The sequence below is a fragment of the Enterobacter pseudoroggenkampii genome (assembly GCF_026420145.1).
GTDB lineage: Bacteria > Pseudomonadota > Gammaproteobacteria > Enterobacterales > Enterobacteriaceae > Enterobacter > Enterobacter pseudoroggenkampii.
The window spans coordinates 184,815-209,499 of the sequence record NZ_JAPMLV010000003.1 but is presented as its reverse complement, the minus strand read 5'-3'; the positions used below and the strand labels follow the sequence as shown (position 1 = coordinate 209,499).

Below are 24,685 nucleotides of genomic sequence, written 5' to 3'. Positions count from 1 at the left end.
AGTTACGCCTCGCGCACGTTAAAACCCAGCTCTTTTGAGATAGCCTCTGCCGTTTCGCGCAGCGGCTTGAGCAAGTTCTTCTCACCCACCTGCTTCATGCGCGACGTCGACAGCGAGATCGAGATCGCATACGGGACGCGGCCGTGGATATCAAATACCGGCACGGCAATGCAGGAAACGCCCAGCTCGTTCTCTTCTTTGTCCATCGCCATGCTGCGATCGCGAATTTCCGCCAGCTCATCATACATCGCGCTCAGCTCAGTGATGGTGTTGCGCGTCAAAGGTTGGATCTGTTCCTGATGGCTCTCCCAGTAGCTCGCCACGTAATCCTGATGACCAAACGCCATGTAGATCTTGCCCATTGCGGAGCAGTAGAGCGGCATATGCTGGCCGATATAGGCGCGCGTGCGCAGCATACCGGTTGTCGGTTCGAGCTTGTAAATCAGGATCGCGTGGTCATCTTCCCGGCTGGAGAAGTTCACCGTCTCGCCGGTCGCAATGTTCAGCGCTTCGAGGTGCGGAGCGGCCACGTGAATGATATTCAGCGACGACAGCGCCTTTTGCCCGACGGCGATAAATTTGGTGGTCAGGCGATAGCTGCCCGCCGCGGGTGCCGGGGTCACGTACCCGCACGACTGTAGCCCCTGCAGCAAGCGGTGCACGGTGCTTTTATTCAGCCCCGCCAGTTCCGATAAATGCGCAAGTGGACACCCGTTCGGATAGTTGCTGAGGATCTCAATCAGCATCAGGCCGCGAAACAAGCTCTGGCTGCCTGCTGGCCTCTCTTTCTCTTGCGTCATTTCGCTCTCTTTCATGCTCATTACATGGCTCCTGTTTAGCGCGTCCTGATGGTAGCGCAAAGTGTGGGTCAGTTCACGATCTCAACAGAAAAAACACAACCAGTTGATTTTAATCGATTTTGAAAAACATGAATGTCGTTGATCTGACAAAATTTGATCGCTATATTTGAAATCAGATTTCGTATAGTGAAATTTAGCGATAAAAAAGCACTCGCACTTGCCCTTAAAAGAACAGGAGAACAGGGATGAAAGTGACCTTCGAAGAGTTGAAAGCGGCGTTTAATCGGGTTCTGCTCGATCGCGGCGTGAAAGCGGAAACCGCAGACGCCTGCGCCGACATGTTCGCTCGCACCACGGAGTCCGGCGTTTATTCGCACGGCGTTAACCGTTTTCCGCGTTTCATTCAGCAGCTTGATGCAGGCGATATCATTCCCGACGCTCAGCCCAAATGGGTGATGACATTAGGCGCCATCGAACAGTGGGATGCCCAGCGCTCTATCGGCAACCTGACGGCGAAAAAGATGATGGATCGCGCCACCGAGCTGGCGTCCGATCACGGCATTGGTCTGGTGGCACTGCGTAACGCGAACCACTGGATGCGCGGCGGCAGCTACGGCTGGCAGGCGGCGGAGAAGGGCTATATCGGCATTTGCTGGACCAACTCGATTGCCGTGATGCCCGCGTGGGGATCAAAAGAATGCTGCATCGGCACCAATCCGCTGATCGTGGCTATTCCCTCTAACCCGATCACCATGGTCGACATGTCGATGTCAATGTTCTCCTACGGCATGCTGGAGGTGAATCGCCTGGCCGGGCGCGAGCTGCCGGTCGACGGCGGCTTTGACGACGAAGGTAACCTCACCCGAGAGCCGGGCGTGATCGAGAAAAACCGCCGCATTCTGCCCATGGGCTATTGGAAAGGGTCCGGCTTATCCATCGTGCTCGACATGATCGCCACCCTGCTCTCCAACGGAGCTTCCGTCGCGGAAGTGACCCAGGACAACAGCGACGAGTATGGCGTATCGCAGATCTTTATCGCCATCGAGGTGGATCGCCTGATCGACGGTCCAACCCGCGATGCCAAACTGCAGCGCATTATGGACTTCGTTACCACCGCGCAGCGGTCAGATGAAAACGTTGCCGTCCGCCTTCCGGGGCATGAATTCACGCGCCTGCTGGAAGAGAACCGCCGCGACGGCATCACCATCGACGACAGCGTGTGGGCGAAAATCCAGTCTCTGTAAGGAGTGGGCCATGATATTCGGACATATTTCCCAGCCAAATCCGTGTCGCCTGCCACAGGGGATTGAAAAAGCGCTTAATTTTCTGCGCACGACGGATTTCACCACCCTGGCGCCAGGCGTAGTAGAAATTGAAGGTCGCAACATTTTTGCTCAGGTTCTCGACCTGACGACAAAGGAACCGCACGAGAACCGCCCGGAAGTACACCGCCGCTATCTGGATATTCAGTTTTTGGCGTGGGGTGAAGAGAAAATCGGTATCGCTATTGATACCGGCAATAACGAAATAAGCGAATCACTGCTGGAACAGCGCGATATTATTTTTTATCACGACAGTGAAAATGAATCGTTTATCGAAATGATACCCGGCAGCTATGCCCTATTTTTCCCGCAGGATGTACACCGTCCTGCCTGTATTAAAAACAAGGAAACTGCAATTCGTAAAATTGTGGTGAAAGTGGCAATCAGCGAATTAGATTAATTTTCTGATAAATACAGGAATGCGAAATGACCAACACCGGTTTTATTATTGGTGCGTACCCCTGCGCACCCTCGTTTCACCAGAAAGGGGAACAAGAAGAACAAACCTTCTGGCGGGAACTTTCCGACACGCCGAATATTCGCGGGCTGGAACAGCCGTGCCTTGAAAATCTTCATCCTCTTGGCGACGAATGGCTGTTCCGCCATACGCCGGGTGACTGGCAAATTGTGGTCACGGCAGTGATGGAAACCATGCGTCGTCGCGGTATCAACAGCGCATTTGGCCTGGCGTCAGCCGACGAAACGCAGCGTAAAGCATGTGTAGACTTTTACCGGCATCTGCACCAGAAAGTTAACGCCGTGAACGCCCGTTATCCGGGCAAAGTGATAGCCCTGGAAATGCAGGCAGCCCCGCAGGCGGGCAATGTTTCCGTCGAACAGGCCACCGAGGCGTTTTCCCGCTCCATCCGTGAAATTACAGGCTGGGACTGGGGCTGCGATCTGGTGCTGGAACACTGCGATGCCATGAACGGCCCGGCACCGCGCAAGGGTTTCCTGCCCTTAGAGCAGGTGCTGGAGGTGGTGAAAGAGACGGATATCAGCGTCTGCATCAACTGGGCGCGGTCGGCCATCGAAGGCCGTAACACCACCCTTCCGCTTGACCATGTTCAGGCCGCGCTCAATGCCGGGAAACTGGGTGCATTGATGTTTTCGGGCACGACCACCCACGGGGAGTACGGAGAATGGCAGGATCTGCACGCGCCGTTTTCCTCATTCTGTGCCGACAGTTTGATGACAACTGAACACGCAAAATCACTCTTTACTGCGGCGAGCGCCGCAACGTTGAAATTCTCCGGTATTAAATTACTGGAAATAAATGCTAATGCTGATGTCAGCCATCGCATCGCCATTTTACGCGACGGTATCAGCGCAATGAATAAAGCAACGCAATAACAATAAGAAAATTTTATTCCGGTTACCTTACTGAGAGATTAACTATGAATATTTCTACTCATGCTCTACATGCGGACATTCCGCGCCAGCGCTGGCTAAGAATCATTCCTCCCATTCTTATCGCCTGCATTATTTCATATATGGACCGCGTGAATATCGCATTTGCGATGCCGGGTGGTATGGATGAAGAATTAGGTATTACCGCAACAATGGCAGGCCTGGCGGGCGGGATCTTCTTTATCGGCTATCTGTTCCTGCAGGTACCCGGCGGCAAGATTGCGGTGCACGGTAGCGGCAAGAAATTTATCGGCTGGTCACTGGTCGCCTGGGCGGTAATCTCGGTGCTTACGGGTCTCGTGACGAATCAGTACCAGCTGCTGGTGCTGCGCTTCTTACTCGGCGTGGCGGAAGGCGGGATGCTGCCCGTTGTGCTCACCATGATCAGCAACTGGTTCCCGGATGCCGAACGCGGTCGCGCCAACGCGATTGTGATCATGTTCGTGCCCATCGCCGGGATCATCACCGCCCCGCTGTCGGGCTGGATCATCACCGCGCTCGACTGGCGCTGGCTGTTCATCATTGAAGGTTTAATGTCCGTCGTTGTGCTGGTGCTGTGGGCGTTCACCGTGTACGACCGGCCGCAGGAAGCGCGCTGGATTTCAGAGGCGGAGAAAAACTATCTGGTGCAAACGCTGGCGGCGGAGCAGCAGGCCATCGCTGGCAAAGAGGTGAAAAACGCGTCACTCAGCGCAGTGCTGTCCGACAAAACCATGTGGCAACTGATCGCCCTGAACTTCTTCTATCAGACCGGGATTTACGGCTACACGCTCTGGCTGCCGACCATCCTGAAAGAGCTGACGCACACCAGCATCGGTCAGGTGGGCATGCTCGCCATCCTGCCTTACATCGGGGCCATTGCGGGCATGTTCCTGTTCTCCACGCTCTCTGACCGCACCGGCAAGCGCAAGCTGTTTGTCTCCCTGCCGTTGATTGGCTTCGCGCTCTGCATGTTCCTTTCCGTGGCGCTGAAGGAGAGTACCTGGCTGGCCTATGCCGCACTGGTGGGCTGCGGGTTCTTCCTGCAATCCGCCGCGGGCGTGTTCTGGACCATTCCGGCGCGACTGTTCAGCGCTGAGATGGCGGGCGGCGCGCGAGGCGTGATCAACGCCCTGGGCAACCTCGGTGGCTTCTGTGGCCCATATGCGGTTGGGGTGCTTATCACCCTGTACAGCAAAGATGCGGGCGTTTACTGCCTGGCCGTTTCTCTGGCGCTGGCGTCGCTGCTGGCTCTGCTGTTACCGGCGAAATGCGATGCCGGCGCAGAGCCCAATCCCACGGTGACTCCACATAAACGTGCGGCCTGATGCCCTCACCCCAGCCCTCTCCCACGGGGAGAGGGAGAAAACCGAACCGTAGGCCGGGTAAGCGAAGCGTCACCCGGCGAATAAGTGAGATGAAGATGAGTGAAAAAGAGCCCTTCTGGCTGGGTATCGATTGTGGCGGTACTTATCTGAAAGCCGGTTTATACAACAGCCAGGGCAAGGAAGTCTGTATCGAACGTCGCTCCGTTGCCACGCTCAGCCCGCGAGCGGGCTACGCCGAGCGGGATATGCATGAGTTGTGGCAGCACTGCCATGCAACCGTCACCGCGTTGCTCAAACATTCAGGCGTAAACGGCAACCGGATTAAAGGCGTCGGCATTTCTGCTCAAGGCAAGGGACTGTTTCTGCTAGATAAACAGGACCAACCGCTGGGTAACGCCATCCTCTCCTCCGATCGCCGTGCGCTGGAGATTGTGCAGCGCTGGCAGCAGGATGGCATTCCCGAAAAACTCTACCCGCATACGCGCCAGACGCTGTGGACCGGGCACCCGGCCTCGCTTCTGCGCTGGGTCAAAGAGAATGAGCCGCAGCGCTATCAGCAGATTGGTAGCGTAATGATGGCGCACGACTATCTGCGCTGGTGCCTGACCGGCGTGAAGGGCTGCGAAGAGAGCAACATCTCCGAGTCCAATCTCTACAACATGAATACCGGGAAATACGACCCACAGCTTACGCGCTGGCTCGGTATCAGCGAGATTGACGGCGCCCTGCCGCCGATTGTCGGTTCAGCAGAAATCTGCGGGGAAATCACCGCTCAGGCAGCCACCCTTACCGGTCTCGCGGCGGGCACGCCCGTCGTGGGTGGACTGTTTGATGTGGTTTCCACCGCGCTCTGCGCCGGACTGCAGGACGAGCACACGCTGAACGCCGTGATGGGCACCTGGGCCGTCACCAGCGGTATCGCCAGTACGCTTCGCGACAGCGAACCCTTCCCGTACGTCTATGGCCGCTACGTGCATCCGCAGCAGTATATCGTTCACGAAGCCAGCCCCACCTCGTCCGGCAACCTTGAGTGGCTCACCGCACAGTGGGGTGACATGTCGTTCAGCGAGATCAACCACGCCGTCGCCAGCCTGCCGAAAGCCGAAAGCGATGTGTACTTCCTGCCGTTCCTCTACGGCAGCAACGCCGGGCTGGAGATGACCAGCGGCTTCTACGGGATGCAGGCGCTACACACCCGCGCGCACCTGCTACAGGCGGTTTATGAGGGCGTGGTGTTCTGCCACATGACCCACCTCAACCGCATGCTTGAGCGCTTTTCTCAGGTGCAGGCGCTGCGCGTGACGGGTGGCCCGACCCATTCGGACGTGTGGATGCAAATGCTCGCGGACGTCAGCGGGCTGGCGATTGAGCTGCCGCAGGTGGAAGAGACAGGCTGCTCCGGCGCGGCGCTGGCGGCGATGGTGGGCACCGGTGTGTTCACCGACTTCCACTCAGCGCAGCGCGCGCTCAAACATGACATCCGGGTCATCGAGCCCGACATGCGCGCCCATGCGGCCTATCAGCGCAAATATCACCGCTATCAGCTACTGATTTCAGCACTACAGGGCTATCACGCCCGAGTTAAGGAGAACAACCTATGAGCCGACCATTACTGCAGCTGGCGCTCGACCATACCTCTCTTCAGGCCGCGCAGCGTGACGTCGCGACGCTTGCCGATCACGTTGATATCGTCGAAGCGGGCACCATTTTGTGCCTGACCGAAGGGCTAAACGCCGTGCGCGCCCTGCGCGAGCAGTGTCCGGATAAAATCATCGTTGCGGACTGGAAAGTGGCCGACGCCGGAGAAACGCTGGCAGAACAGGCGTTTGGCGCGGGCGCGAACTGGATGACCATCATCTGTGCCGCCCCGCTGGCAACCGTTGAACGAGGCCACGAGGTGGCCCTGCGCTGCGGAGGTGAAATCCAGATGGAGCTCTTTGGTAACTGGACGCTGGACGACGCGCGCGCATGGCATCGCGTCGGCGTGAAACAGGCAATCTACCACCGCGGGCGCGACGCACAGGCGAGCGGTCAGCAGTGGGGCGAAGCGGATCTCGCGAAAATGAAAGCGCTCTCCGACATCGGTTTACAGCTTTCGATTACCGGCGGCATCACCCCCGCCGACCTGCCGCTGTTTAAGCAGATCAACGTTAAAGCCTTTATTGCCGGGCGCGCGCTGGCTGGAGCAGAAAATCCGCCGCAGGTGGCGCAGGCATTCCATTCGCACATTCGCGACATCTGGGGAGCGTAACCATGCGTCAGCATCCGTTAGGGATTTACGAAAAAGCGCTGCCAAAAGATCTCTCCTGGCCCGAGCGGCTGGTACTGGCGAAAAGCTGCGGGTTCGATTTTGTCGAGATGTCGGTCGATGAAACCGACGAGCGATTATCGCGCCTCGACTGGCGCACCGCGCAGCGCGCCTCTCTGGTTGAAGCGATGCTGGAAACCGGGGTGTCTATCCCGTCCATGTGCCTGTCTGCCCACCGTCGCTTCCCGTTTGGCAGCCGCGATGAAACCGTGCGCCTACGCGCCCGCGAAATCATGACCAAAGCCATCAGGCTGGCGCGTGACTTAGGCATTCGCACCATCCAGCTTGCGGGTTATGACGTGTACTACGAAGAGCACGACGAAGGCACGCAGCAGCGCTTTGCCGACGGGCTGGCGTGGGCGGTAGAGCAGGCCGCCGCCGCGCAGGTGATGCTGGCGGTGGAAATCATGGATACCGCGTTTATGAACTCCATCAGCAAATGGAAAAAGTGGGACGACATGCTTGCCTCACCGTGGTTCAGCGTTTATCCGGACGTTGGCAACCTGAGCGCGTGGGGCAACGACGTCACCGCCGAGCTGACGCTGGGCATTGACCGCATTGCGGCTATTCACCTAAAAGACACCCAGCCCGTCACCGCGCAAAGCCCCGGGCAGTTCCGCGACGTGCCGTTTGGCGAGGGCTGCGTCGATTTTGTCGGCGTGTTTAACACGCTGAATCAACTGAACTATCGCGGCGCGTTTCTGATTGAGATGTGGACTGAAAAAGCAAAAGAGCCGGTGCTGGAGATTATCCAGGCGCGCCGCTGGATTGAAGCCCGTATGCAGGAAGGAGGCATGACATGCTAGACGAACTCAAAGCCGAGGTACTGGCAGCAAACCTGGCGTTGCCCGCCCACCAGCTGGTGACGTTCACCTGGGGCAACGTCAGCGCGGTTGACCGTGAAAGCGGCATGATGGTGATTAAGCCCTCCGGCGTGGAGTACGACGTGATGACGGCGGAGGATATGGTGGTGGTGAATATCGCTACCGGCGAAGTGGTCGAGGGAAATAAAAAACCCTCTTCAGACACGCCCACCCATCTTGCGCTGTACCGTCGTTATCCGGAGATTGGCGGCATCGTGCATACCCACTCCCGCCACGCCACCATCTGGTCACAGGCGGGACAGGATTTACCCGCCTGGGGCACAACGCACGCGGACTATTTCTACGGGGCGATCCCCTGCACGCGCCTGATGACCGCGGCAGAGATTGCCGGAGAATACGAATATCAGACGGGTGAAGTGATCATCAAAACCTTCGAGGAGCGCGATCTCAGCCCGATGCAGATCCCGGCGGTGCTGGTCCACTCCCACGGCCCGTTCGCCTGGGGTAAAGACGCTGCCGATGCGGTCCACAATGCCGTCGTGCTGGAAGAGTGCGCCTATATGGGCCTGTTCTCTCGCCAGCTCGCGCCACAGCTTCCGGTTATGCAACAGGAGTTGCTCGACAAGCATTATCTGCGCAAGCACGGGGTGAATGCCTATTACGGCCAGTGATCAGCCGGAATTGATATGCTCTTTACAGTACCGCCGTTTCCAGACGGCGGGTGTTAGCCCGGTATGCTTCGAAAAGATTTGCCGGAAATAGCCCACGTCATTAAAGCCGCAGCGGGTTGCCACTTCGGTAAGCGAGGCAGAACCATCCAGCAACAGCTTTTCCGCCGCCCTGACGCGCTGGCGATGTATCGCCTCCGTCAGGGTTAAATGGAACGTCCTGCGAAATACGCGCCCGAGATAATCGGCATTGCAGTGCAACGCTTTTGCCAGCTGCGAGGTAGAAAGCGGTAAATGAAACTGCGTGCGAATAAGCTGTTTCGCCTTCCACGCCATTGCCGCACCGGCTTCATCTGCGTTATCTTCATAGCCTGATGAAATAGAAATTTGCTGCAAAATCAGTAATAAAATGATTTCCAGCGCCACGCTTCGCTGTAATTTCTCCTGCTCGCTCAGGAACTGGCGAAAAAGAGAAATTACATACTGTGCATCCCTCACGCGGCAGTGTTGTTCGATTGCCAGATTGGGCAACCGGTGCGGATGATGCTCAACCTCAAAATGCAGCCAGTAAAATTTAAGATCGGCCGGAAAGTCGCCCACGCCCACATGGCGTCGGTCTGGCCAAAGCAGCAAACTCTCTCCTGCTTTTACCTCAAATAACGTGCTTTCTTCCTGGATCGTTAATGTCCCTTTTTCGACAAAAATAATCTCCCACGACGTTAATTTTCGCGCAGGGTGGCGGCCCACGCCCCGGGAGATAAATAACCCGCCATTTTGGACCTTAATCGGAAGCGCTATGGATAATTCAAGCATGGATATTCACCATTCCGCTTTTATTGCCGTTGATATTCAACTTACGCTTTGATTATTAATCAATATTCGAATAACTGTCCGATCGGAATCACATTTTTATCATCAGGTCGGAATCGTCATCTTTTTATACTTTTCCCTTCCCTTGTTGGCCTTTCCGTTCGGTGCAGAATAAATGTGTACCTTGCACAAATACGATAATAAATTCGATTACCGAGGAGTTACTTCATGACTTCCACACCGATTACAGAATCAGACGTGACACAAGGGGCAACAGATAGCCACTTGTCCGTGCGCGAAAAAATTGGCTACGGCCTGGGCGACGCGGGCGGGACGGTGATTACCTGCCTGATCATGAATTTTCTGACCTTTTTCTATACTGATGTCTTTGGCCTGACCCCTGCGCTCGTGGGCACGTTGTTTATTGCCTTGCGCGTATTTGACGCCATTTCCGACCCGGTAATGGGCATTATTGCCGACCGCACGCAAAGCCGCTGGGGGCGCTTTCGTCCGTGGCAGCTGTGGGTCGCCTTCCCGATCGGAGTTATCGGCGTGCTGACCTTCACCGTTCCGGAAGCCAGCATGGGCGTGAAAATCGCCTGGGCATTCGGGACCTATCTGCTGCTGTCCGTCGGCTATACCGCCATCAACGTTCCCTACTGCGCGCTGATTAACACCATGACCACCCGTCACAATGAGGTGATCTCCTGCCAGTCATGGCGCTTTGTGCTCTGCGGCGTGGCGGGGTTTTTGGTCTCCGTGGGCCTGCCGTGGCTGGTCGCGGAGTTAGGCCAGGGAGATGCCGCGAAAGGGTATCAGCTTGGCGTCGGGGTGCTGTGCGCCATCGCGGTGGTGATGTTCCTGTGCTGCTTCTTCTGGGTACGCGAGCGTGTTCCGCTGGCGCTGATGGGGAAATTTACCCTGCGCGAGCATCTGGCCGGTCTGCGTAAAAACGATCAGCTGCTGCTGATGCTGGTGATGTCATTTCTGCTGATTAACGTCTTCAACATTCGCGGCGGCGGGTATATGTACTTCATCACATATGTGCTGCAGGGCAGTACCGCCTATACCTCGCTGTTTTTCACCATGGTGACCTTTGCGGCCATTCTGGGGGCGGTCATCGTCAGCCCGCTGTCGCGCCGTATTGATACCGTCAAACTCTATTACTACACCAACCTGGCGCTCGCCGCGCTCGCGGTGGGAATGTGGTTCCTGCCTGGCGGCCCGGCGCACCAGACGCTGTGGCTAATCGTCATTTTGAGCAACGGCGTCATTCTCGGGTTTACCCTGCCGCTGCACTTCTCGCTGATGGCCTTTGCCGACGACTATGGCGAGTGGAAAACCGGGGTGCGTTCGTCGGGCATGAACTTCGCCTTCAACCTGTTTTTCATCAAGCTCGCGTGGGCCTCCAGCGCCGGGATCATCAGCCTGGTGTTTATCGCCGTGGCCTACCAGCCCGGTGCGGGCAACCAGACGCCTGCTTCGCTGCAGGGCATCACCGCCATGGAGACGCTGCTCCCCGCCCTTTTCCATCTGCTGCTGGCCGTCTCTATCCGCTGGTGCAGACTCAACAACCCTATGATGTCGCGCATTGCTACCAACCTGCGCCAGCGTCACGTACCCTCCTGAGGAGAACACGATGTCCATAATGGAAGCCAATCTGCATAAACTGAAAATTAACGACCCGTTTCTCGGGCAGTATCAACGTCTGGTACGTGAGGTGGTGATCCCCTACCAGTGGGATGCGCTAAACGACCGCGTGACGGAAGCCGAACCCAGCCACGCCATCACCAACTTCCGCATTGCGGCGGGTCTGGAACAGGGTGAATTCTACGGCATGGTATTTCAGGACAGCGACGTGGCGAAATGGCTGGAAGCCGTGGCGTGGTCGCTGTGCCAGAAGCCTGATGTTGAACTGGAGAAAACCGCCGACGAGGTGATTGAGCTGGTCGCGGCGGCGCAGTGTGAAGATGGCTATCTCAACACGTACTTCACGGTAAAGGCACCGGGCGAACGCTGGACGAATCTGGCCGAGTGTCACGAGCTGTACTGTGCCGGACATATGATAGAAGCGGGCGTAGCGTATTTTCAGGGCACCGGAAAACGCCTTCTGCTGGAGGTGGTGTGCAGGCTGGCAGACCATATCGACGGCGTGTTTGGCCCCGGCGAGAACCAGCTACACGGTTATCCGGGCCATCCGGAAATCGAGCTGGCGCTGATGCGGCTTTACGACATCACGCAGGAGCCCCGCTATCTCACTCTGGTGAAATATTTCATCGAGCAACGCGGCGTTCAGCCTCACTTCTACGATCTCGAATACGAGAAGCGCGGCAGAACGTCGTACTGGAACACCTATGGCCCGGCCTGGATGGTCAAAGACAAAGCCTACAGCCAGGCGCATCAGCCGCTTGCTGAACAACAAACGGCCACTGGACACGCGGTGCGTTTTGTCTATCTGATGGCGGGCATGGCGCATCTGGCGCGCCTGAGTCATGACGAGGGTAAACGTCAGGACTGCCTGCGGCTGTGGAAAAATATGGCGCAGCGCCAGCTGTACATTACCGGCGGGATTGGGGCGCAAAGCAGCGGCGAGGCGTTCAGCAGCGATTACGATCTGCCCAACGATACGGTCTATGCCGAAAGCTGCGCCTCCATCGGCCTGATGATGTTTGCCCGCCGTATGCTGGAGATGGAGGCCGACGGCCACTACGCCGACGTGATGGAGCGCGCGCTATACAACACGGTACTGGGCGGAATGGCGCTGGACGGAAAACATTTCTTCTATGTGAACCCGCTGGAAGTCCATCCGAAAACCCTGGCGTTCAACCATATCTACGATCACGTGAAGCCCGTCCGCCAGCGCTGGTTTGGCTGCGCCTGCTGCCCGCCGAATATCGCCCGCGTGCTGACGTCGCTGGGGCACTACATTTATACCGTTCGCCAGGATGCGCTTTTTATTAACCTTTACGTGGGCAACGATGTCGCCATACCGGTTGGCGACGAAACCCTGGCGCTGCGAATTAGCGGTAACTATCCGTGGCATGAACAGGTAAAAATCGACATTACCTCGCCTGTTCCCGTCACGCATACGCTAGCCCTGAGGCTGCCAGACTGGTGTGCCGCGCCTGACGTTTCATTGAATGGAGAAGCGGTAACGGGCGAGATCTCCCGTGGATACCTTTATCTCACCCGCAGCTGGCAGGAGGGTGACGTCATTACGCTAAGGTTACCTATGCCGGTTCGCCGTGTGTATGGCAACCCACAGGTCCGCCAGCAGGCGGGGAAAGTCGCCCTGCAGCGCGGACCTCTGATTTATTGCCTGGAAGAGGCCGATAACGGCGCCAATCTGCATCACCTTTCTCTGCCTGAAAACAGCGAGTTCAGGGTCTTTGAAGGGAAAGGGATTTTCGCGCACAAGATGCTAATACAGGCAGAGGGGATTGGGTGTCAGGTGAAGGACACGGATGCGCTGTGGCAGTACGATCGCTCGCCGGTACAACGTCAGCCCCGCACGCTGACCTTTATTCCCTGGTTTAGCTGGGCTAACCGGGGAGAAGGAGAAATGAGGATCTGGGTGGATGAAGGCTGAATATTTGCGGCCTGTTGCCCTCACCCCAACCCTCTCCCACGGGAGAGGGAGTAAACAGGCTTTACCGCATCAGAAACGCCAGGTCAGGCCGGTCATCAGCGCGAAGCTGTCGTCGCGGTCAATCATCGGGCTGTTCTTCACGTCGTCAGGCAACACGGTGTAGACCGCGCTGGCGTTAAGGTACAGCTTCTGGGTTAACTGATATTTAGCCGCCAGCCCAACGTATGGCGTCCAGCTGTCACCAGCGGTGTATTGATCCAGTCCTGAGCGGCGAGACTCGCTGCCGGATACGCCATAGTAGTAGTCGTTATAGCTTTCGTCGCTGTAGAACACACCAACAGAAGGCGTCAGGGTCAGGCGCTCCATCCTGATTGGACGGAAGTAAGATACCTCGCCGATCACGCCACCGCTTTCATCCATGGCATCACCAGAGACCGCCACTTTTAGCGAACCCCAGCTCTCATGACGGTAGTACGCGCCGCCGAGGAAGGCAGACGCTTTACGCTCATCCAGCTGCTTCATCTGATGGTCGTCGTTGTCATCAGGATCGAAATGCAGCGGCATCCACGACGCGGTCAGACTGAATTCATTTTTTGCGTCTTTCCACAGGATCCATCCGCCAGTGGTCTGACGAACATAGAAACGATCGCCTTCATAGCTAATTAATGGTACTGCGGTAGTATTTTCGTTATAGCCTTTGTAAGGAGACTCATTAAATACAGCCCCCGCTCCAAGTGAAAAGTCACCGGCCATTGCTGAGGATGTTGCAAATAACGTGGCAGCGATGAGTAAATTGTATTTAATAGTCATTACATGTAATCCATTAAAATGCCAAACAAGCGAGGCGCATAATAATGGTTACAAATTTGTCAATGCAACGCTGCGGTTTATATAATATTATATATAAAATCATATAGATGGGTGCGCATGATGAATAAATTACAGCTAAAGCCACGCGAATTAAAAATTATATCCGTCATCGCAGCCACCCACAGCATTGGTGATGCCGCGGCCCTGCTGGGCATGGCGCAGGCCAACGTCAGTAAATATCTGTCTGATTTTGAAACGCGGGTTGGACTGAAGGTGTTTGAGCGCACCACGCGCCAGCTGGCCCTGACCCAGTTTGGTGAAGCGTTACTCCCTTACGTTAATGCCACGCTGGATAAGAACAGTCAACTCGTTAATTTCATTGCTGATTATAAGCATGAAAAGCGCGGAAAGGTCACAATCTATGCCCCCACAGGTATCGTGACCTATCTCGCGCGCCACGTGATCCATCAGATAGAAGACATCGGTGACATTCGCATCTCCCTGAAAACCTACAATCTGGACCGCAATGAATTTTCAGAAGGCGTTTCCTTTCCTGATGACTGCGACATTTTAATTACCTATGCGCAACCGAAAGACGAAAGCCTGGTCGCCAGCGTGTTGACAAAATATTCCGTTACGGCATTCGCAACCGTTGATTATTTAAATAAACATCCCTTAACGGGACCTGAAGATTTAATTAACCACTCCTGCATTCTTATTGATTCCATGCTGGTCGATGATGCGAACATCTGGCGTTTCCGCGTGCATGGCAGTGATAACGTGCACGACTACCGGGTGACCGGTAATTATATTTGCGACAATACGCAGACGGCCCTGGAGCTGGCAAGAAATAATCTTGGGATTGTTTTTGCACCCAAAGAGAGTCTGAAGAAAGAATTAACGCAGGGGATGCTGGTCCCCTGCTTCCCGCATCAGGAGGAGTGGTGGCTCGATCTGACGGCCATCTTCCGCAAACGTGAATACCAGCCCTGGCGTGTGCAATACGTCCTGGACGGCGTTCTGAACTGCCTGCGCCAGCAAATTGCTCAGGCCGCCCATGGACGGCCTGAGCTGGGCGATTAGAACAGCCCCAGCGGTTTATCGGAGTAGCTGACCAGCAAACATTTCGTCTGCTGGTAATGCTCCAGCATCATCTTGTGGGTTTCACGCCCGATGCCCGACTGCTTATAACCGCCAAAGGCCGCGTGCGCCGGATAGGCGTGGTAGCAGTTGGTCCAGACGCGCCCGGCCTGAATGCCGCGGCCCATTTTATAGGCCAGATTACCGTTGCGGCTCCAGACGCCTGCCCCCAGGCCATATGGCGTGTCGTTGGCAATCTCCAGCGCCTCCTCCATCGTTTTAAAGGTGGTCACGGCCAGCACCGGTCCGAAAATTTCCTCCTGGAAGACGCGCATGTTGTTCTGACCGAACAAGATCGTTGGCTCAAGGTAATACCCTTCCTGCAGATCTCCTCCCAGCACTTTACGGCGTCCGCCGGTCAGAATATCCGCCCCTTCTTTCTTGCCGATGTCGATGTAGTTGAGGATAGTCTCCAGCTGTCCTTGCGAGACCTGCGCGCCCATCTGCGTGACGTTATCGAGCGGATTACCGCTGCGGATAGATTCCACGCGGCGAATGGCCCGCTCCATAAAGCGCTCATAGATGGACTCCTGCACCAGCGCGCGGCTTGGGCAGGTGCAGACTTCACCCTGGTTAAACGCAAACAGCGCAAACCCTTCCAGGGCTTTATCGAAGAAGGCATCCTCTTCCTCCATCACGTCCGCGAAGAAGATGTTCGGGGATTTCCCGCCCAGCTCCAGGGTCACCGGAATGATGTTCTGCGTGGCGTACTGCATGATCTGCTGGCCCACTTCCGTCGACCCGGTAAACGCCACTTTAGCGATCCGTTTCGAGGTCGCCAGATATTCCCCTATCTCACCGCCAGCACCGTTGACCACGTTAATCACACCCGGCGGCAGAAGATCGCCAACGATTTCCATCAGCAGCAGCACCGAGAGCGGCGTCAGACGCGCCGGTTTCAGCACAATACAGTTCCCGGCCGCCAGTGCGGGCGCCATTTTCCAGCTCGCCATCAGTAGCGGGAAGTTCCACGGAATAATTTGCCCGACGACGCCCAGCGGCTCGTGGAAGTGATACGCCACGGTGTCGCTGTCTACCTCGCTTATTCCACCCTCCTGAGCGCGAATACAGGAGGCAAAATAGCGGAAGTGGTCGATGGCCAGCGGCACGTCAGCCGCCATCGTTTCCCGGATAGGCTTGCCGTTATCCCAGGTTTCCGCCGTCGCCAGCAGCTCCAGATTCTGCTCCATCCGGTCGGCGATTTTGAACAAAATAGCTGCGCGGTCCTGAACGGAGGTATGAGCCCATTTCTCTTTCGCTTTGTGCGCCGCATCCAGCGCCAGGTCGATATCGCGCTTGCCGGAGCTGGCAATCTCACACAGCGGCTGGCCGGTAACCGGGGTCAGGTTGGAATAGTATTCGCCGTCGACGGGAGCGACCCAGTCTCCCCCAATAAAGTTGTCATAACGGGGCTTCAGCTTGAGGGGAAAACCATACTCGCCGGGCTGGATACGCGATGAGGGAGGATTGTTTGTCATGACCGTCTCCTTGCTGTTGGTGTACAACAAGGGTAGTTCCGGCTGGCGATTTTCTCGCCAGCCGGTAACGGTGTTTACGACGGAGGTCACGGAGTTTCAGGAAATAACAACGAATCTCGCAATAAATGATCGTTACCGCGACGGCGGGTAAAGCCGATGCGGTTGAAATACTCGAGGATCTGAATCGCCAGCTTACGGCCCACGTTCAGCCGGTCGCGGAAATCGGCTGCGCAGGTGGAGCCCCGCGCCTGATCCAGCTCGCGGATCAGGTTGGCAAACGCCACAATACGATCGTTACGGTAATAACGATCTTTTACGATCGCGACTATCAGTCCCTGCTGCGCCGCATGGCGCAATACCTGACGCATCACCTGTTCATCGGTGTTGGTTTCGCGAGCCAGATCGCGAACCCACCACGGCTCATCACCAAACAGCGTGGCGACTTTTTGCCATATCGCCTCTTGCTCTGCGGTGAACCCGGCCTTGTGATCCGGCAGATGCAGCCAGCCGTGGTGGCTTTTAATCACCCCGCTTTCGCGCATGTTTTCAATCAGCAGCAGCACCAGCGCGTCGTCTTCCATCGGCAACGCCATGCGTCGCAGACGCTCACGGCCCGGGCCTGGCTCGTCCTGATGCTGTTCATGGTACGTCGCCAGCGTATTCAGTATCTTACGCTGCCAGTGTGCCGCAACCGGGGCATTAAGCAGACTGTTTCCAGCCTGAATAAAGCCCGGCTGCCGGGTCAGCTGGATTAGGCCTTCCTCGCTCAGCTGGCGTGCCCATGCAAAATCACGCAGACTTACCGCTCCGCGATCGAGATGCACCCGCAGCGCGGCGTTATCATCGCTGGCCTGCGCCAGCGCGGCCAGCCACTGCAGATATTCAGATTTACGCTTGCCGCGTCGAGGTGGATTCAGCGCGACGACCCGCGCCCCGGCCAGCGTTTCCCGCGCGGAAATATCACGCAGTACCAGACGATCGTTGTCTGCCAGCCAGAGCGGGGAATCGAATACCAGTTCGGCAAGGTCGTTTTCCAGCAGCGACACGCGCCCGGTGATATGGCTGGCCGCGTGGTGAATATGCAGCGGCTGCCACTGGGTCAGCGGCATGTGTGTCTGCAGGGAAACAATGACGCGTTCAGACGGTTCCGGTGGGGCATCGGCCAGCAGCCAGTCGCCGCGGTTAAGCTGCTCTTTTTCTGCATCCCCGGCAATGTTCAGTGCGATACGCTGTCCGGCATGGGCACGTTCAGCGGGCTGGTTTTGCGCGTGCAGCCCGCGCACGCGCATCGGTTTGTTCACGCCCGTCAGCCAGAGCGAATCTCCCACGCTGACTTCACCACTCAGCGCCGTACCGGTAACCACCAGACCCGCGCCTTTGACGGTAAACGCCCGGTCAATTGCCAGACGGAAGCGGTGATGGCTGGCGTGATTGCGCGACGAAAGCTGCTGTAAGTGGTGGCGAAGTTCATCGATACCCCGCCCTTCTGTCGCCACGGTGACAAAAAGTGGAGCATCGGCAAAACCATATTCCCGCAAGGTCGTCTGTACCGTTTCGCGTACCTCGCTGACGCGTGCGTCATCCACGCGATCGGCTTTGGTCAGCGCCACGGTCAGCTGCGGGTTGCCGGTCAGTTGCAGGATCGCCAGGTGCTCACGGGTTTGCGCCATGACGCCATCATCGCAGGCCACCACCAGCAGGGCATGATCGATGCCCCCCACTCCCGCCAGCATGTTGGACAGAAACTTTTCATGCCCCGGAACATCTATAAAGCCCAGCACGCGGCCATCAGGCTGGAGCCAGTAGGCATAACCCAGATCGATGGTCATGCCGCGCTTTTTCTCTTCCGGCAGGCGGTCGGCGTTAATGCCAGTAATCGCCTGCAGCAACGTGGTTTTTCCGTGGTCGACATGACCGGCGGTGGCAATAATCATTTCAACAACATCTCCAGAAATCGCTCTTCATCTTCAAGGCAGCGCAGATCCAGCCACATTCGGCCGTCGTAAATCCGCCCGATAACCGGCGCAGGCAGGCCACGCCAGCGCGACGACAGGGCGTCAAGATGGCTGCCGCGCCCGTCACGCGGGGTGAACGTGAGCGCTTCACTCGGCAGCCTGTCCACCGGCAGCGAACCGCTGCCAATCTGCGACTGGCAGGGCTCAATGCGAACGTCAAAATCGGGGTAGTGCGGGGCAATGCGCGGCAGCAGCAGTTCGGCCTGGGCGCGAATCGAGGCGGCATCGCGGCTTAACAGGCGCAGCGTGGGCAGGCGGTCGGCCAGTTTTTCCGGATGGAGATAGAGCCGCAGCGTCGCCTCCAGCGCGGCAAGCGTCATTTTATCGGCGCGCAGGGCGCGCTTGAGCGGATGCTGCTGCAGCTGCGCAATCAGCTCGCGCTTGCCGACGATAATCCCGGCCTGCGGCCCGCCAAGCAGCTTGTCACCAGAAAAGCTGACCAGGCTAACGCCCGCCGCAATCATCTCCTGCGGCATCGGCTCTTTCGGCAGCCCGTAAAGACTCAGATCCACCAGCGAGCCGCTGCCAAGATCGGCAATTACCGGGATATCCAGCTCACGCCCTATTTCCGCCAGCTCCGCCTCTTCAACCGTTTTGGTGAAGCCTTCAATATGGTAATTACTGGTGTGGACCTTCATCAGCAGGGCGGTATTTTCATTCACCGCCGCGCGATAATCTTTCGCATGGGTGCGATTGGTGGTGCCCACTTCATGTAGCGTGCAGCCTGCCTGGCGCATCACGTCCGGGATACGAAACGCTCCGCCAATCTCCACCAGCTCGCCGCGGGAAACCACCACCTCTTTGCCGCTGGCGGTGGCCGCCAGCATCAGCAGCACCGCGGCGGCGTTGTTATTCACAATGCAGGCATCTTCCGCGCCGGTCAGCTGGCACAGCAGCTCCGCCAGCGCCCGGTCGCGGTGCCCGCGTCCGGCGCCGTCCAGATCGTACTCCAGCGTCACGGGCGCTCGCATGGCCTGCACAACCGCCTCGACAGCCTCTTCTGCCTGCTGCGCGCGGCCCAGGTTGGTATGCAGTACGGTACCGGTCAGGTTAATCACCGGGCGTAACGCGCTTTGCGCTTTCTCATCCAGCCGGCGTTCAACTTCCTGCTCCCACGCCGCGCACCAGTCGGGCAAGGCGTTTTCTGACTGAATAGCGCATCGGGCTTCGTCCTGGAGCAGGCGTAACATCTCCACCGTCGCGGTATGACCGAAGCGCTCAACAACAGCATGAATGCGGGGCTCGCGAAGAAGACGGTCGATAGCGGGGATCTGGCTGTACAGCGAATGATGAGTAGTCATGAAAGCGCCTGGCGAGTAAATATCTTCCCCCCTCCCGACGGGAGAGGGAGTTAACATGTGGAGGGATTGTACCGCCTCCGACGCCGAAGTGTTATAACCCGCGTCAAGCCTTTGGCGGTTCTGTACGGGCAAAGCTCTCGCGGCTAAACAGCGTGTCTGCAAGCTTCACCAGCAGCGGACGGTCGACGCACCAGCCCGGGGAGACGCGGCGGAAGTTGAGATAGCCGATGGCGCAGGCGATGGCGATGGTCCCCAGGTTCAGGCTGTCGGGGTGAATCTTACCCTCCCGGATAAGCTGCTCGCACCTGTCCAGGCTGCGGCTGATTTTTTCCCGCTGGCGTAACAGTTCCGTTTCCGACTGCTGGGCGGCGGGTCTGGCCTGTTCACGTACGGAGGTTAACGCCGCATCCATAATGCCATCGGCCAGGGCTTCGATTTGCTTCACTGCCAGCGCCGCTTTTGGGTCTGCCGGCAGCATTGCCGGGGCAACGCCCAGCAGCTCGATATACTCGGCAATTATCGGGGAATCGAACCAGTATTCGCCCTCGTCCGTCACCAGCGCCGGGACTTTCCCCAGCGGGTTGTACTGCGCAACGCCGTTTTCCGCGTTGTAGGGCTGTTCATTAATGAATTCAAATTCAATCCCCTTCTCCAGCAGGAGAATCGAGATCTTTCGCACGAAGGGACTGGTGTAGCTACCGATGAGTTTCATTGCCTGATCCTTGATGCTGCAAAAAAGTCAGTATGGATCAAGCGATGAAAAAAGGGCAGGTCTGCGTGTCGCATTCCTGCCCTGGAAGGATTAGTGATCGAGGTAGAGGTAGTGCATCCAGCTGGTCATACGGAGCAGCACTTTACGCATGACCGAGACGTGGGCGAAGTGGTCCGAATAGACCGCCACCTGGGCAAAAATACCGTCTGGCAGCGCATCGACCTCCGCATTGGGGTTCAGCTCAATGATGGCCTGCACACCATCACTACCCGGAGTGACCGTCAGCGACTGCAGCGCGCCCTGCGCCTGATAGGTCCCCCCCGGCACCACCGGCAGAATCGCGGTAAGCTTCCCGGAGAACACCTGGCCCGGCAGCGCGTTAAACACCACTTCCGCTTCATCACCCGGCTTCAGACGCAGCAGCGAGTTCTGACGGAACTGGGCCACAATCTGACGCTTCTGTTCAGGAATAAAGACCATCACCGGGCGCAAAGGCAGCGCGGCGGCATAGGTCCCCGGACGGATCAGCACCTGGGTGATGTAACCATTGCTTGGCGCGCGCACCACGGTTTGATCCAGATTGTATTTGGCTTCGGCAAGCTGGGCGCGTAAGGAGGCAATTTGCGACTGTTCACCGTTAACCATGCTGTCTAACTGGCTTTGGATCTGCACCTGTTCAGCCACGGAGCCTTTCACCAGCGCATCCTGCGCGAGATAGTTCTGCCGCGCGTTGTCGATATCGCTTTCAGAGAACGGATTCACCTTCGCCTGGCTGCCTTTCAGGTAGCGCTGATAATCTTTATAGAGGCGATCGCGTTCAGCGGAGACGCGCGTGGTATTGGCAACGGCTTCCGCCAGCTGCGCTTTCAGATTATCGATATTGTGCGTCGCGGTTACCAGGTCGGCCTGAAGTCTGTCGACGCGTGCCTGGTAGCGGCCAGGATCCAGTTTAAATAACACTTCGCCTTTTTTAATGAGCTGATTATTTTTATCGGTCACTTCGCTGACCACACCGGTCACCTGCGGCGTGATTGGAATAGAAATAACCGCTTTTTGCGCCGTAAAGGTATACGGGTGGTTATAGTTCATTAACAGAATAAGTCCGGCAACAATAAATACGCCGCCTAATGTTGCGGTGGCAAGCGTCCACTGGTTGACCGGAATTCGGAATATTTTAAAGATGGCCCAGGCAAATGCCACGTAGGTCAAAATAATCAACAGATCCATGATTAGCGCTCCAGCGTGTTCTTATCAGCAGCAGGCTTTACCGCGGCCAGCTTTTGTTCGAGTTCCGCCACGCGTTTGGCGAGCGCATCCATGCCCGGGACCTCATCAGGCTTTGTAATGTGGTTTTGCATACCCCAGCCACGATCTTCGCGGTACAGGGTGGCCCAAATCCACAGGAACGGCCAGATGGCATGGAGCGTAAACAGGCTAATCCACCCTGCCGTGTGAATTGCATCGGCATGCGGATGGTTACGCTTTTTGGCCATATTGTAAGGGATGTCATGAATGGCGATGATTCCGTAAAACAGAACCAGAAATACAAAAATCAATACGCCCAGCGCAAAATAGTTGAGAAACATATTCTCCTCACTTAAACAACGTCAACTCATTAAATTAATAAAACGGTACGCAACCTAATTAATTTTTATAAACACGGGGTTGTGTTCATTATTCCCAGGGCCGGGAAGTATGTATTTTTATAATATCTCCATGCAAGTTTATAAGCGTGTCAAAATATATCCTGAATAATAATAGACTTAACCTTACAATATGAGCGTAATCCACCTTTTAACTTTTCGCCATACCACACATCAAAAGTGGTTTTTTAGCTTATCGTGTCGTGCAATATCATCCTGGCGCTGAATCGCGAATCAGAGTTTGCCGCCGATCACAGCCGGAGAAATCCGCATAAAAATATTTTGTGAAATCAGTCACAATCCAGAAACAAACACATGAAATCAAAATGTGACAAACATCACGAAAAGGGGTGGTTTTTGCCGTATTTCTCGCCATCGTATTTTTTTTGCACACCTGTTTTGTGATTAAGATCACCTCATTGATGTCCACACCCCCTACATTTACGTGACATGCGTCACACAAATTTTCGCTGTCTGGACAGTTGAACGATTCAGTGCCAGATTTCACAGCATCAGAACAGGGTCCGGCTACCTCTGCCGCCTCATTAACAATAAACCTCGGGCCGCAAGCCTAAGCGTAAACAGAAGAAGGGGTGTTTTATGTCATCCGATTTCAAGATCAAAGTTCAAAGCTTTGGTCGTTTCCTCAGCAACATGGTGATGCCAAATATCGGCGCGTTTATCGCGTGGGGTATCATCACCGCATTGTTCATTCCGACAGGGTGGTTGCCTAACGAAACGCTGGCGAAACTTGTTGGCCCAATGATTACCTATCTCCTGCCGCTGCTCATCGGTTTCACCGGGGGTCGTCTGGTGGGCGGTGACCGTGGTGGCGTCGTGGGTGCTATCACAACCATGGGTGTTATCGTCGGTGCGGATATGCCGATGTTCCTCGGGGCGATGATTGCCGGTCCTCTGGGCGGCTGGGCGATTAAGAAATTCGACGTCTGGGTTGATGGTAAGATCAAATCCGGCTTCGAAATGCTGGTGAACAACTTCTCTGCGGGCATCATCGGGATGATCCTCGCCATTCTGGCGTTCCTCGGCATTGGCCCTGCGGTTGAAGTGCTGTCCAAAATTCTGGCGGCAGGCGTTAACTTCATGGTGGCGCACGAGATGCTGCCGCTGGCGTCTATCTTCGTTGAACCGGCGAAAATCCTGTTCCTTAACAACGCCATCAACCACGGCATCTTCTCGCCGCTGGGTATCCAGCAGTCTCACGATCTCGGCAAGTCTATCTTCTTCCTGATTGAAGCTAACCCGGGTCCAGGTATGGGCGTTCTGCTGGCGTACATCTTCTTTGGCCGTGGCAGCGCTAAACAGTCTGCTGGCGGTGCGGCGATCATCCACTTCCTGGGCGGTATCCACGAAATTTACTTCCCTTACGTGCTGATGAACCCACGTCTGATCCTGGCCGTTATCCTCGGCGGTATGACCGGTGTGTTCACCCTGAGCGTGCTGGGCGGCGGTCTGGTTTCTCCGGCCTCTCCGGGTTCTATCCTGGCGGTACTGGCGATGACGCCAAAAGGCGCTTACTTCGCGAACCTTGCGGCTATCTTTGCGGCAATGGCCGTCTCCTTCGTGGTCTCTTCTATCCTGCTGAAAACCAGCAAAGTGAAAGAAGATGATGACATCGAAGCCGCAACACGTCGTATGCACGACATGAAAGCAGAATCCAAAGGCGCGACGCCACTGGCAGCAGGTGATGTCTCTAACGACCTGAGCCACGTACGTAAAATCATCGTTGCCTGTGATGCCGGTATGGGTTCCAGCGCAATGGGTGCAGGCGTGCTGCGTAAGAAAGTGCAGGATGCGGGCCTGACCAACATCTCCGTGACCAACAGCGCCATTAACAGCCTGCCGCCGGATGTTGACCTGGTTATCACGCACCGCGATCTGACCGAACGCGCCATGCGTCAGGTACCACAGGCACAGCACATTTCGCTGACCAACTTCCTCGACAGCGGCCTGTATACCAGCCTGACCGAACGTCTGGTTGCCGCGCAGCGTCACGAAGACAACGAAGTGAAAGTGCGCTCCAGCCTGCAGGACAGTTTTGACGAGAGCAACGCCCACCTGTTTAAGCTGGGTGCGGAAAACATCTTCCTCGGTCGTACCGCGGCTACCAAAGAAGAAGCGATTCGCTTTGCCGGTGAGCAGCTGGTGAAAGGCGGCTACGTTCAGCCTGAATATGTCGACGCGATGCTGGAACGCGAAAAACTGACCCCGACCTATCTGGGCGAATCCATCGCGGTGCCGCACGGTACGGTTGAAGCGAAAGATCGCGTCCTGAAAACTGGCGTCGTATTCTGTCAGTATCCGCAGGGCGTGCGCTTCGGTGAAGAAGAAGACGACATCGCCCGTCTGGTGATTGGTATCGCCGCTCGCAACAACGAGCACATTCAGGTGATTACCAGCCTGACCAACGCGCTGGATGATGAGTCCGTCATCGAGCGTCTGGCACAGACTGAAAGCGTTGACGAAGTTCTGGCTCTGCTTAACAAATAACGGTACTCCTCCCTCTCCCCCCGGGGAGAGGGCTAGGGTG

21 protein-coding genes are annotated in these 24,685 nt (G+C 56.4%); 12 read left to right on the top strand and 9 right to left on the bottom strand.

What is annotated here, in order from left to right:
- Window positions 1-2 precede the first annotated feature (2 nt).
- Window positions 3-821, bottom strand: a complete 819-nt coding sequence (gene yiaJ, locus OTG14_RS16520) for an IclR family transcriptional regulator YiaJ (protein ID WP_021242452.1) — start codon at window positions 819-821, stop codon at window positions 3-5.
- 224 nt (window positions 822-1,045) lie between these two features.
- Between yiaJ and yiaK the strand changes: the two genes are divergently transcribed.
- The 8 genes from yiaK (at window position 1,046) to araD (ending at window position 8,642) form a co-directional block, all read left to right on the top strand.
- Window positions 1,046-2,044, top strand: a complete 999-nt coding sequence (gene yiaK, locus OTG14_RS16515) for a 3-dehydro-L-gulonate 2-dehydrogenase (protein ID WP_267215386.1) — start codon at window positions 1,046-1,048, stop codon at window positions 2,042-2,044.
- A gap of 10 nt (window positions 2,045-2,054) precedes the next feature.
- A complete protein-coding gene (locus tag OTG14_RS16510; protein ID WP_024909054.1) occupies window positions 2,055-2,522 on the top strand; it encodes a YhcH/YjgK/YiaL family protein in 468 nt (155 codons plus the stop codon).
- A 26-nt stretch (window positions 2,523-2,548) separates the two neighbouring features.
- The gene (locus OTG14_RS16505; protein ID WP_248273236.1) at window positions 2,549-3,475 is read left to right on the top strand and encodes a DUF4862 family protein; all 927 of its coding nucleotides are present in this window, start codon (window positions 2,549-2,551) and stop codon (window positions 3,473-3,475) included.
- A gap of 44 nt (window positions 3,476-3,519) precedes the next feature.
- Window positions 3,520-4,839 (top strand): MFS transporter, encoded by a 1,320-nt coding sequence (locus tag OTG14_RS16500; protein WP_248166139.1) that lies wholly within the window; start codon window positions 3,520-3,522, stop codon window positions 4,837-4,839.
- Between the two features lie 95 nt (window positions 4,840-4,934).
- Entirely contained in the window at window positions 4,935-6,440 is a 1,506-nt protein-coding gene (locus OTG14_RS16495; RefSeq protein ID WP_267215385.1) for an FGGY-family carbohydrate kinase, read from the top strand.
- Window positions 6,437-7,090, top strand: coding sequence for a 3-keto-L-gulonate-6-phosphate decarboxylase UlaD (gene ulaD, locus OTG14_RS16490; RefSeq protein ID WP_024909050.1), 654 nt, complete (start codon window positions 6,437-6,439; stop codon window positions 7,088-7,090). The genes OTG14_RS16495 and ulaD overlap by 4 nt, the downstream gene beginning before the upstream one ends.
- A 2-nt stretch (window positions 7,091-7,092) precedes the next feature.
- A complete protein-coding gene (locus tag OTG14_RS16485) occupies window positions 7,093-7,953 on the top strand; it encodes an L-ribulose-5-phosphate 3-epimerase (RefSeq protein ID WP_048992848.1) in 861 nt (286 codons plus the stop codon).
- Window positions 7,947-8,642: an L-ribulose-5-phosphate 4-epimerase gene (araD, locus tag OTG14_RS16480; RefSeq protein ID WP_267215384.1), complete on the top strand. Its 696-nt coding sequence runs from the start codon at window positions 7,947-7,949 to the stop codon at window positions 8,640-8,642. Before OTG14_RS16485 ends, araD begins: the two co-directional genes overlap by 7 nt.
- On the opposite strand, the gene OTG14_RS16475 is transcribed toward araD, so the two are convergent.
- On the bottom strand, window positions 8,643-9,452 hold the full coding sequence (locus tag OTG14_RS16475; protein ID WP_267215383.1) for an AraC family transcriptional regulator: 810 nt from the start codon (window positions 9,450-9,452) through the stop codon (window positions 8,643-8,645).
- Between the two features lie 225 nt (window positions 9,453-9,677).
- Here OTG14_RS16475 and OTG14_RS16470 point away from each other — a divergent pair, with 225 nt between their 5' ends.
- Entirely contained in the window at window positions 9,678-11,078 is a 1,401-nt protein-coding gene (locus tag OTG14_RS16470) for an MFS transporter (protein ID WP_267215382.1), read from the top strand.
- A gap of 10 nt (window positions 11,079-11,088) precedes the next feature.
- Window positions 11,089-13,038 carry a glycoside hydrolase family 127 protein gene (locus tag OTG14_RS16465; RefSeq protein WP_267215381.1) on the top strand — a complete coding sequence of 650 codons (1,950 nt, stop codon included), beginning with the start codon at window positions 11,089-11,091 and terminating at the stop codon, window positions 13,036-13,038.
- Between the two features lie 69 nt (window positions 13,039-13,107).
- On the opposite strand, the gene OTG14_RS16460 is transcribed toward OTG14_RS16465, so the two are convergent.
- Window positions 13,108-13,848 (bottom strand): MipA/OmpV family protein, encoded by a 741-nt coding sequence (locus OTG14_RS16460; protein ID WP_024906593.1) that lies wholly within the window; start codon window positions 13,846-13,848, stop codon window positions 13,108-13,110.
- A gap of 117 nt (window positions 13,849-13,965) precedes the next feature.
- Here OTG14_RS16460 and OTG14_RS16455 point away from each other — a divergent pair, with 117 nt between their 5' ends.
- The gene (locus tag OTG14_RS16455) at window positions 13,966-14,931 is read left to right on the top strand and encodes a LysR family transcriptional regulator (protein WP_148770354.1); all 966 of its coding nucleotides are present in this window, start codon (window positions 13,966-13,968) and stop codon (window positions 14,929-14,931) included.
- Here the strand turns inward: OTG14_RS16455 and aldB are convergent.
- From aldB to OTG14_RS16425, 6 genes are all read right to left on the bottom strand, one after another.
- On the bottom strand, window positions 14,928-16,466 hold the full coding sequence (gene aldB / locus OTG14_RS16450; RefSeq protein WP_267215380.1) for an aldehyde dehydrogenase AldB: 1,539 nt from the start codon (window positions 16,464-16,466) through the stop codon (window positions 14,928-14,930). The two genes, OTG14_RS16455 and aldB, sit on opposite strands and share 4 nt — an antisense overlap.
- 86 nt (window positions 16,467-16,552) lie before the next feature.
- Complete coding sequence (gene selB / locus OTG14_RS16445) at window positions 16,553-18,400, bottom strand: selenocysteine-specific translation elongation factor (RefSeq protein ID WP_267215379.1); 1,848 nt, start codon at window positions 18,398-18,400, stop codon at window positions 16,553-16,555.
- The gene (gene selA, locus OTG14_RS16440) at window positions 18,397-19,782 is read right to left on the bottom strand and encodes an L-seryl-tRNA(Sec) selenium transferase (RefSeq protein ID WP_267215378.1); all 1,386 of its coding nucleotides are present in this window, start codon (window positions 19,780-19,782) and stop codon (window positions 18,397-18,399) included. Before selA ends, selB begins: the two co-directional genes overlap by 4 nt.
- 103 nt (window positions 19,783-19,885) lie before the next feature.
- Window positions 19,886-20,494, bottom strand: a complete 609-nt coding sequence (locus tag OTG14_RS16435) for a glutathione S-transferase (protein ID WP_157188431.1) — start codon at window positions 20,492-20,494, stop codon at window positions 19,886-19,888.
- 90 nt (window positions 20,495-20,584) lie between these two features.
- Window positions 20,585-21,721, bottom strand: coding sequence for an HlyD family secretion protein (locus OTG14_RS16430; RefSeq protein ID WP_024906599.1), 1,137 nt, complete (start codon window positions 21,719-21,721; stop codon window positions 20,585-20,587).
- Between the two features lie 2 nt (window positions 21,722-21,723).
- Entirely contained in the window at window positions 21,724-22,080 is a 357-nt protein-coding gene (locus OTG14_RS16425; RefSeq protein WP_024906600.1) for a DUF3302 domain-containing protein, read from the bottom strand.
- Between the two features lie 657 nt (window positions 22,081-22,737).
- Here OTG14_RS16425 and OTG14_RS16420 point away from each other — a divergent pair.
- Window positions 22,738-24,645, top strand: coding sequence for a PTS mannitol transporter subunit IICBA (locus OTG14_RS16420; RefSeq protein ID WP_267215377.1), 1,908 nt, complete (start codon window positions 22,738-22,740; stop codon window positions 24,643-24,645).
- Window positions 24,646-24,685: the final 40 nt, after the last annotated feature.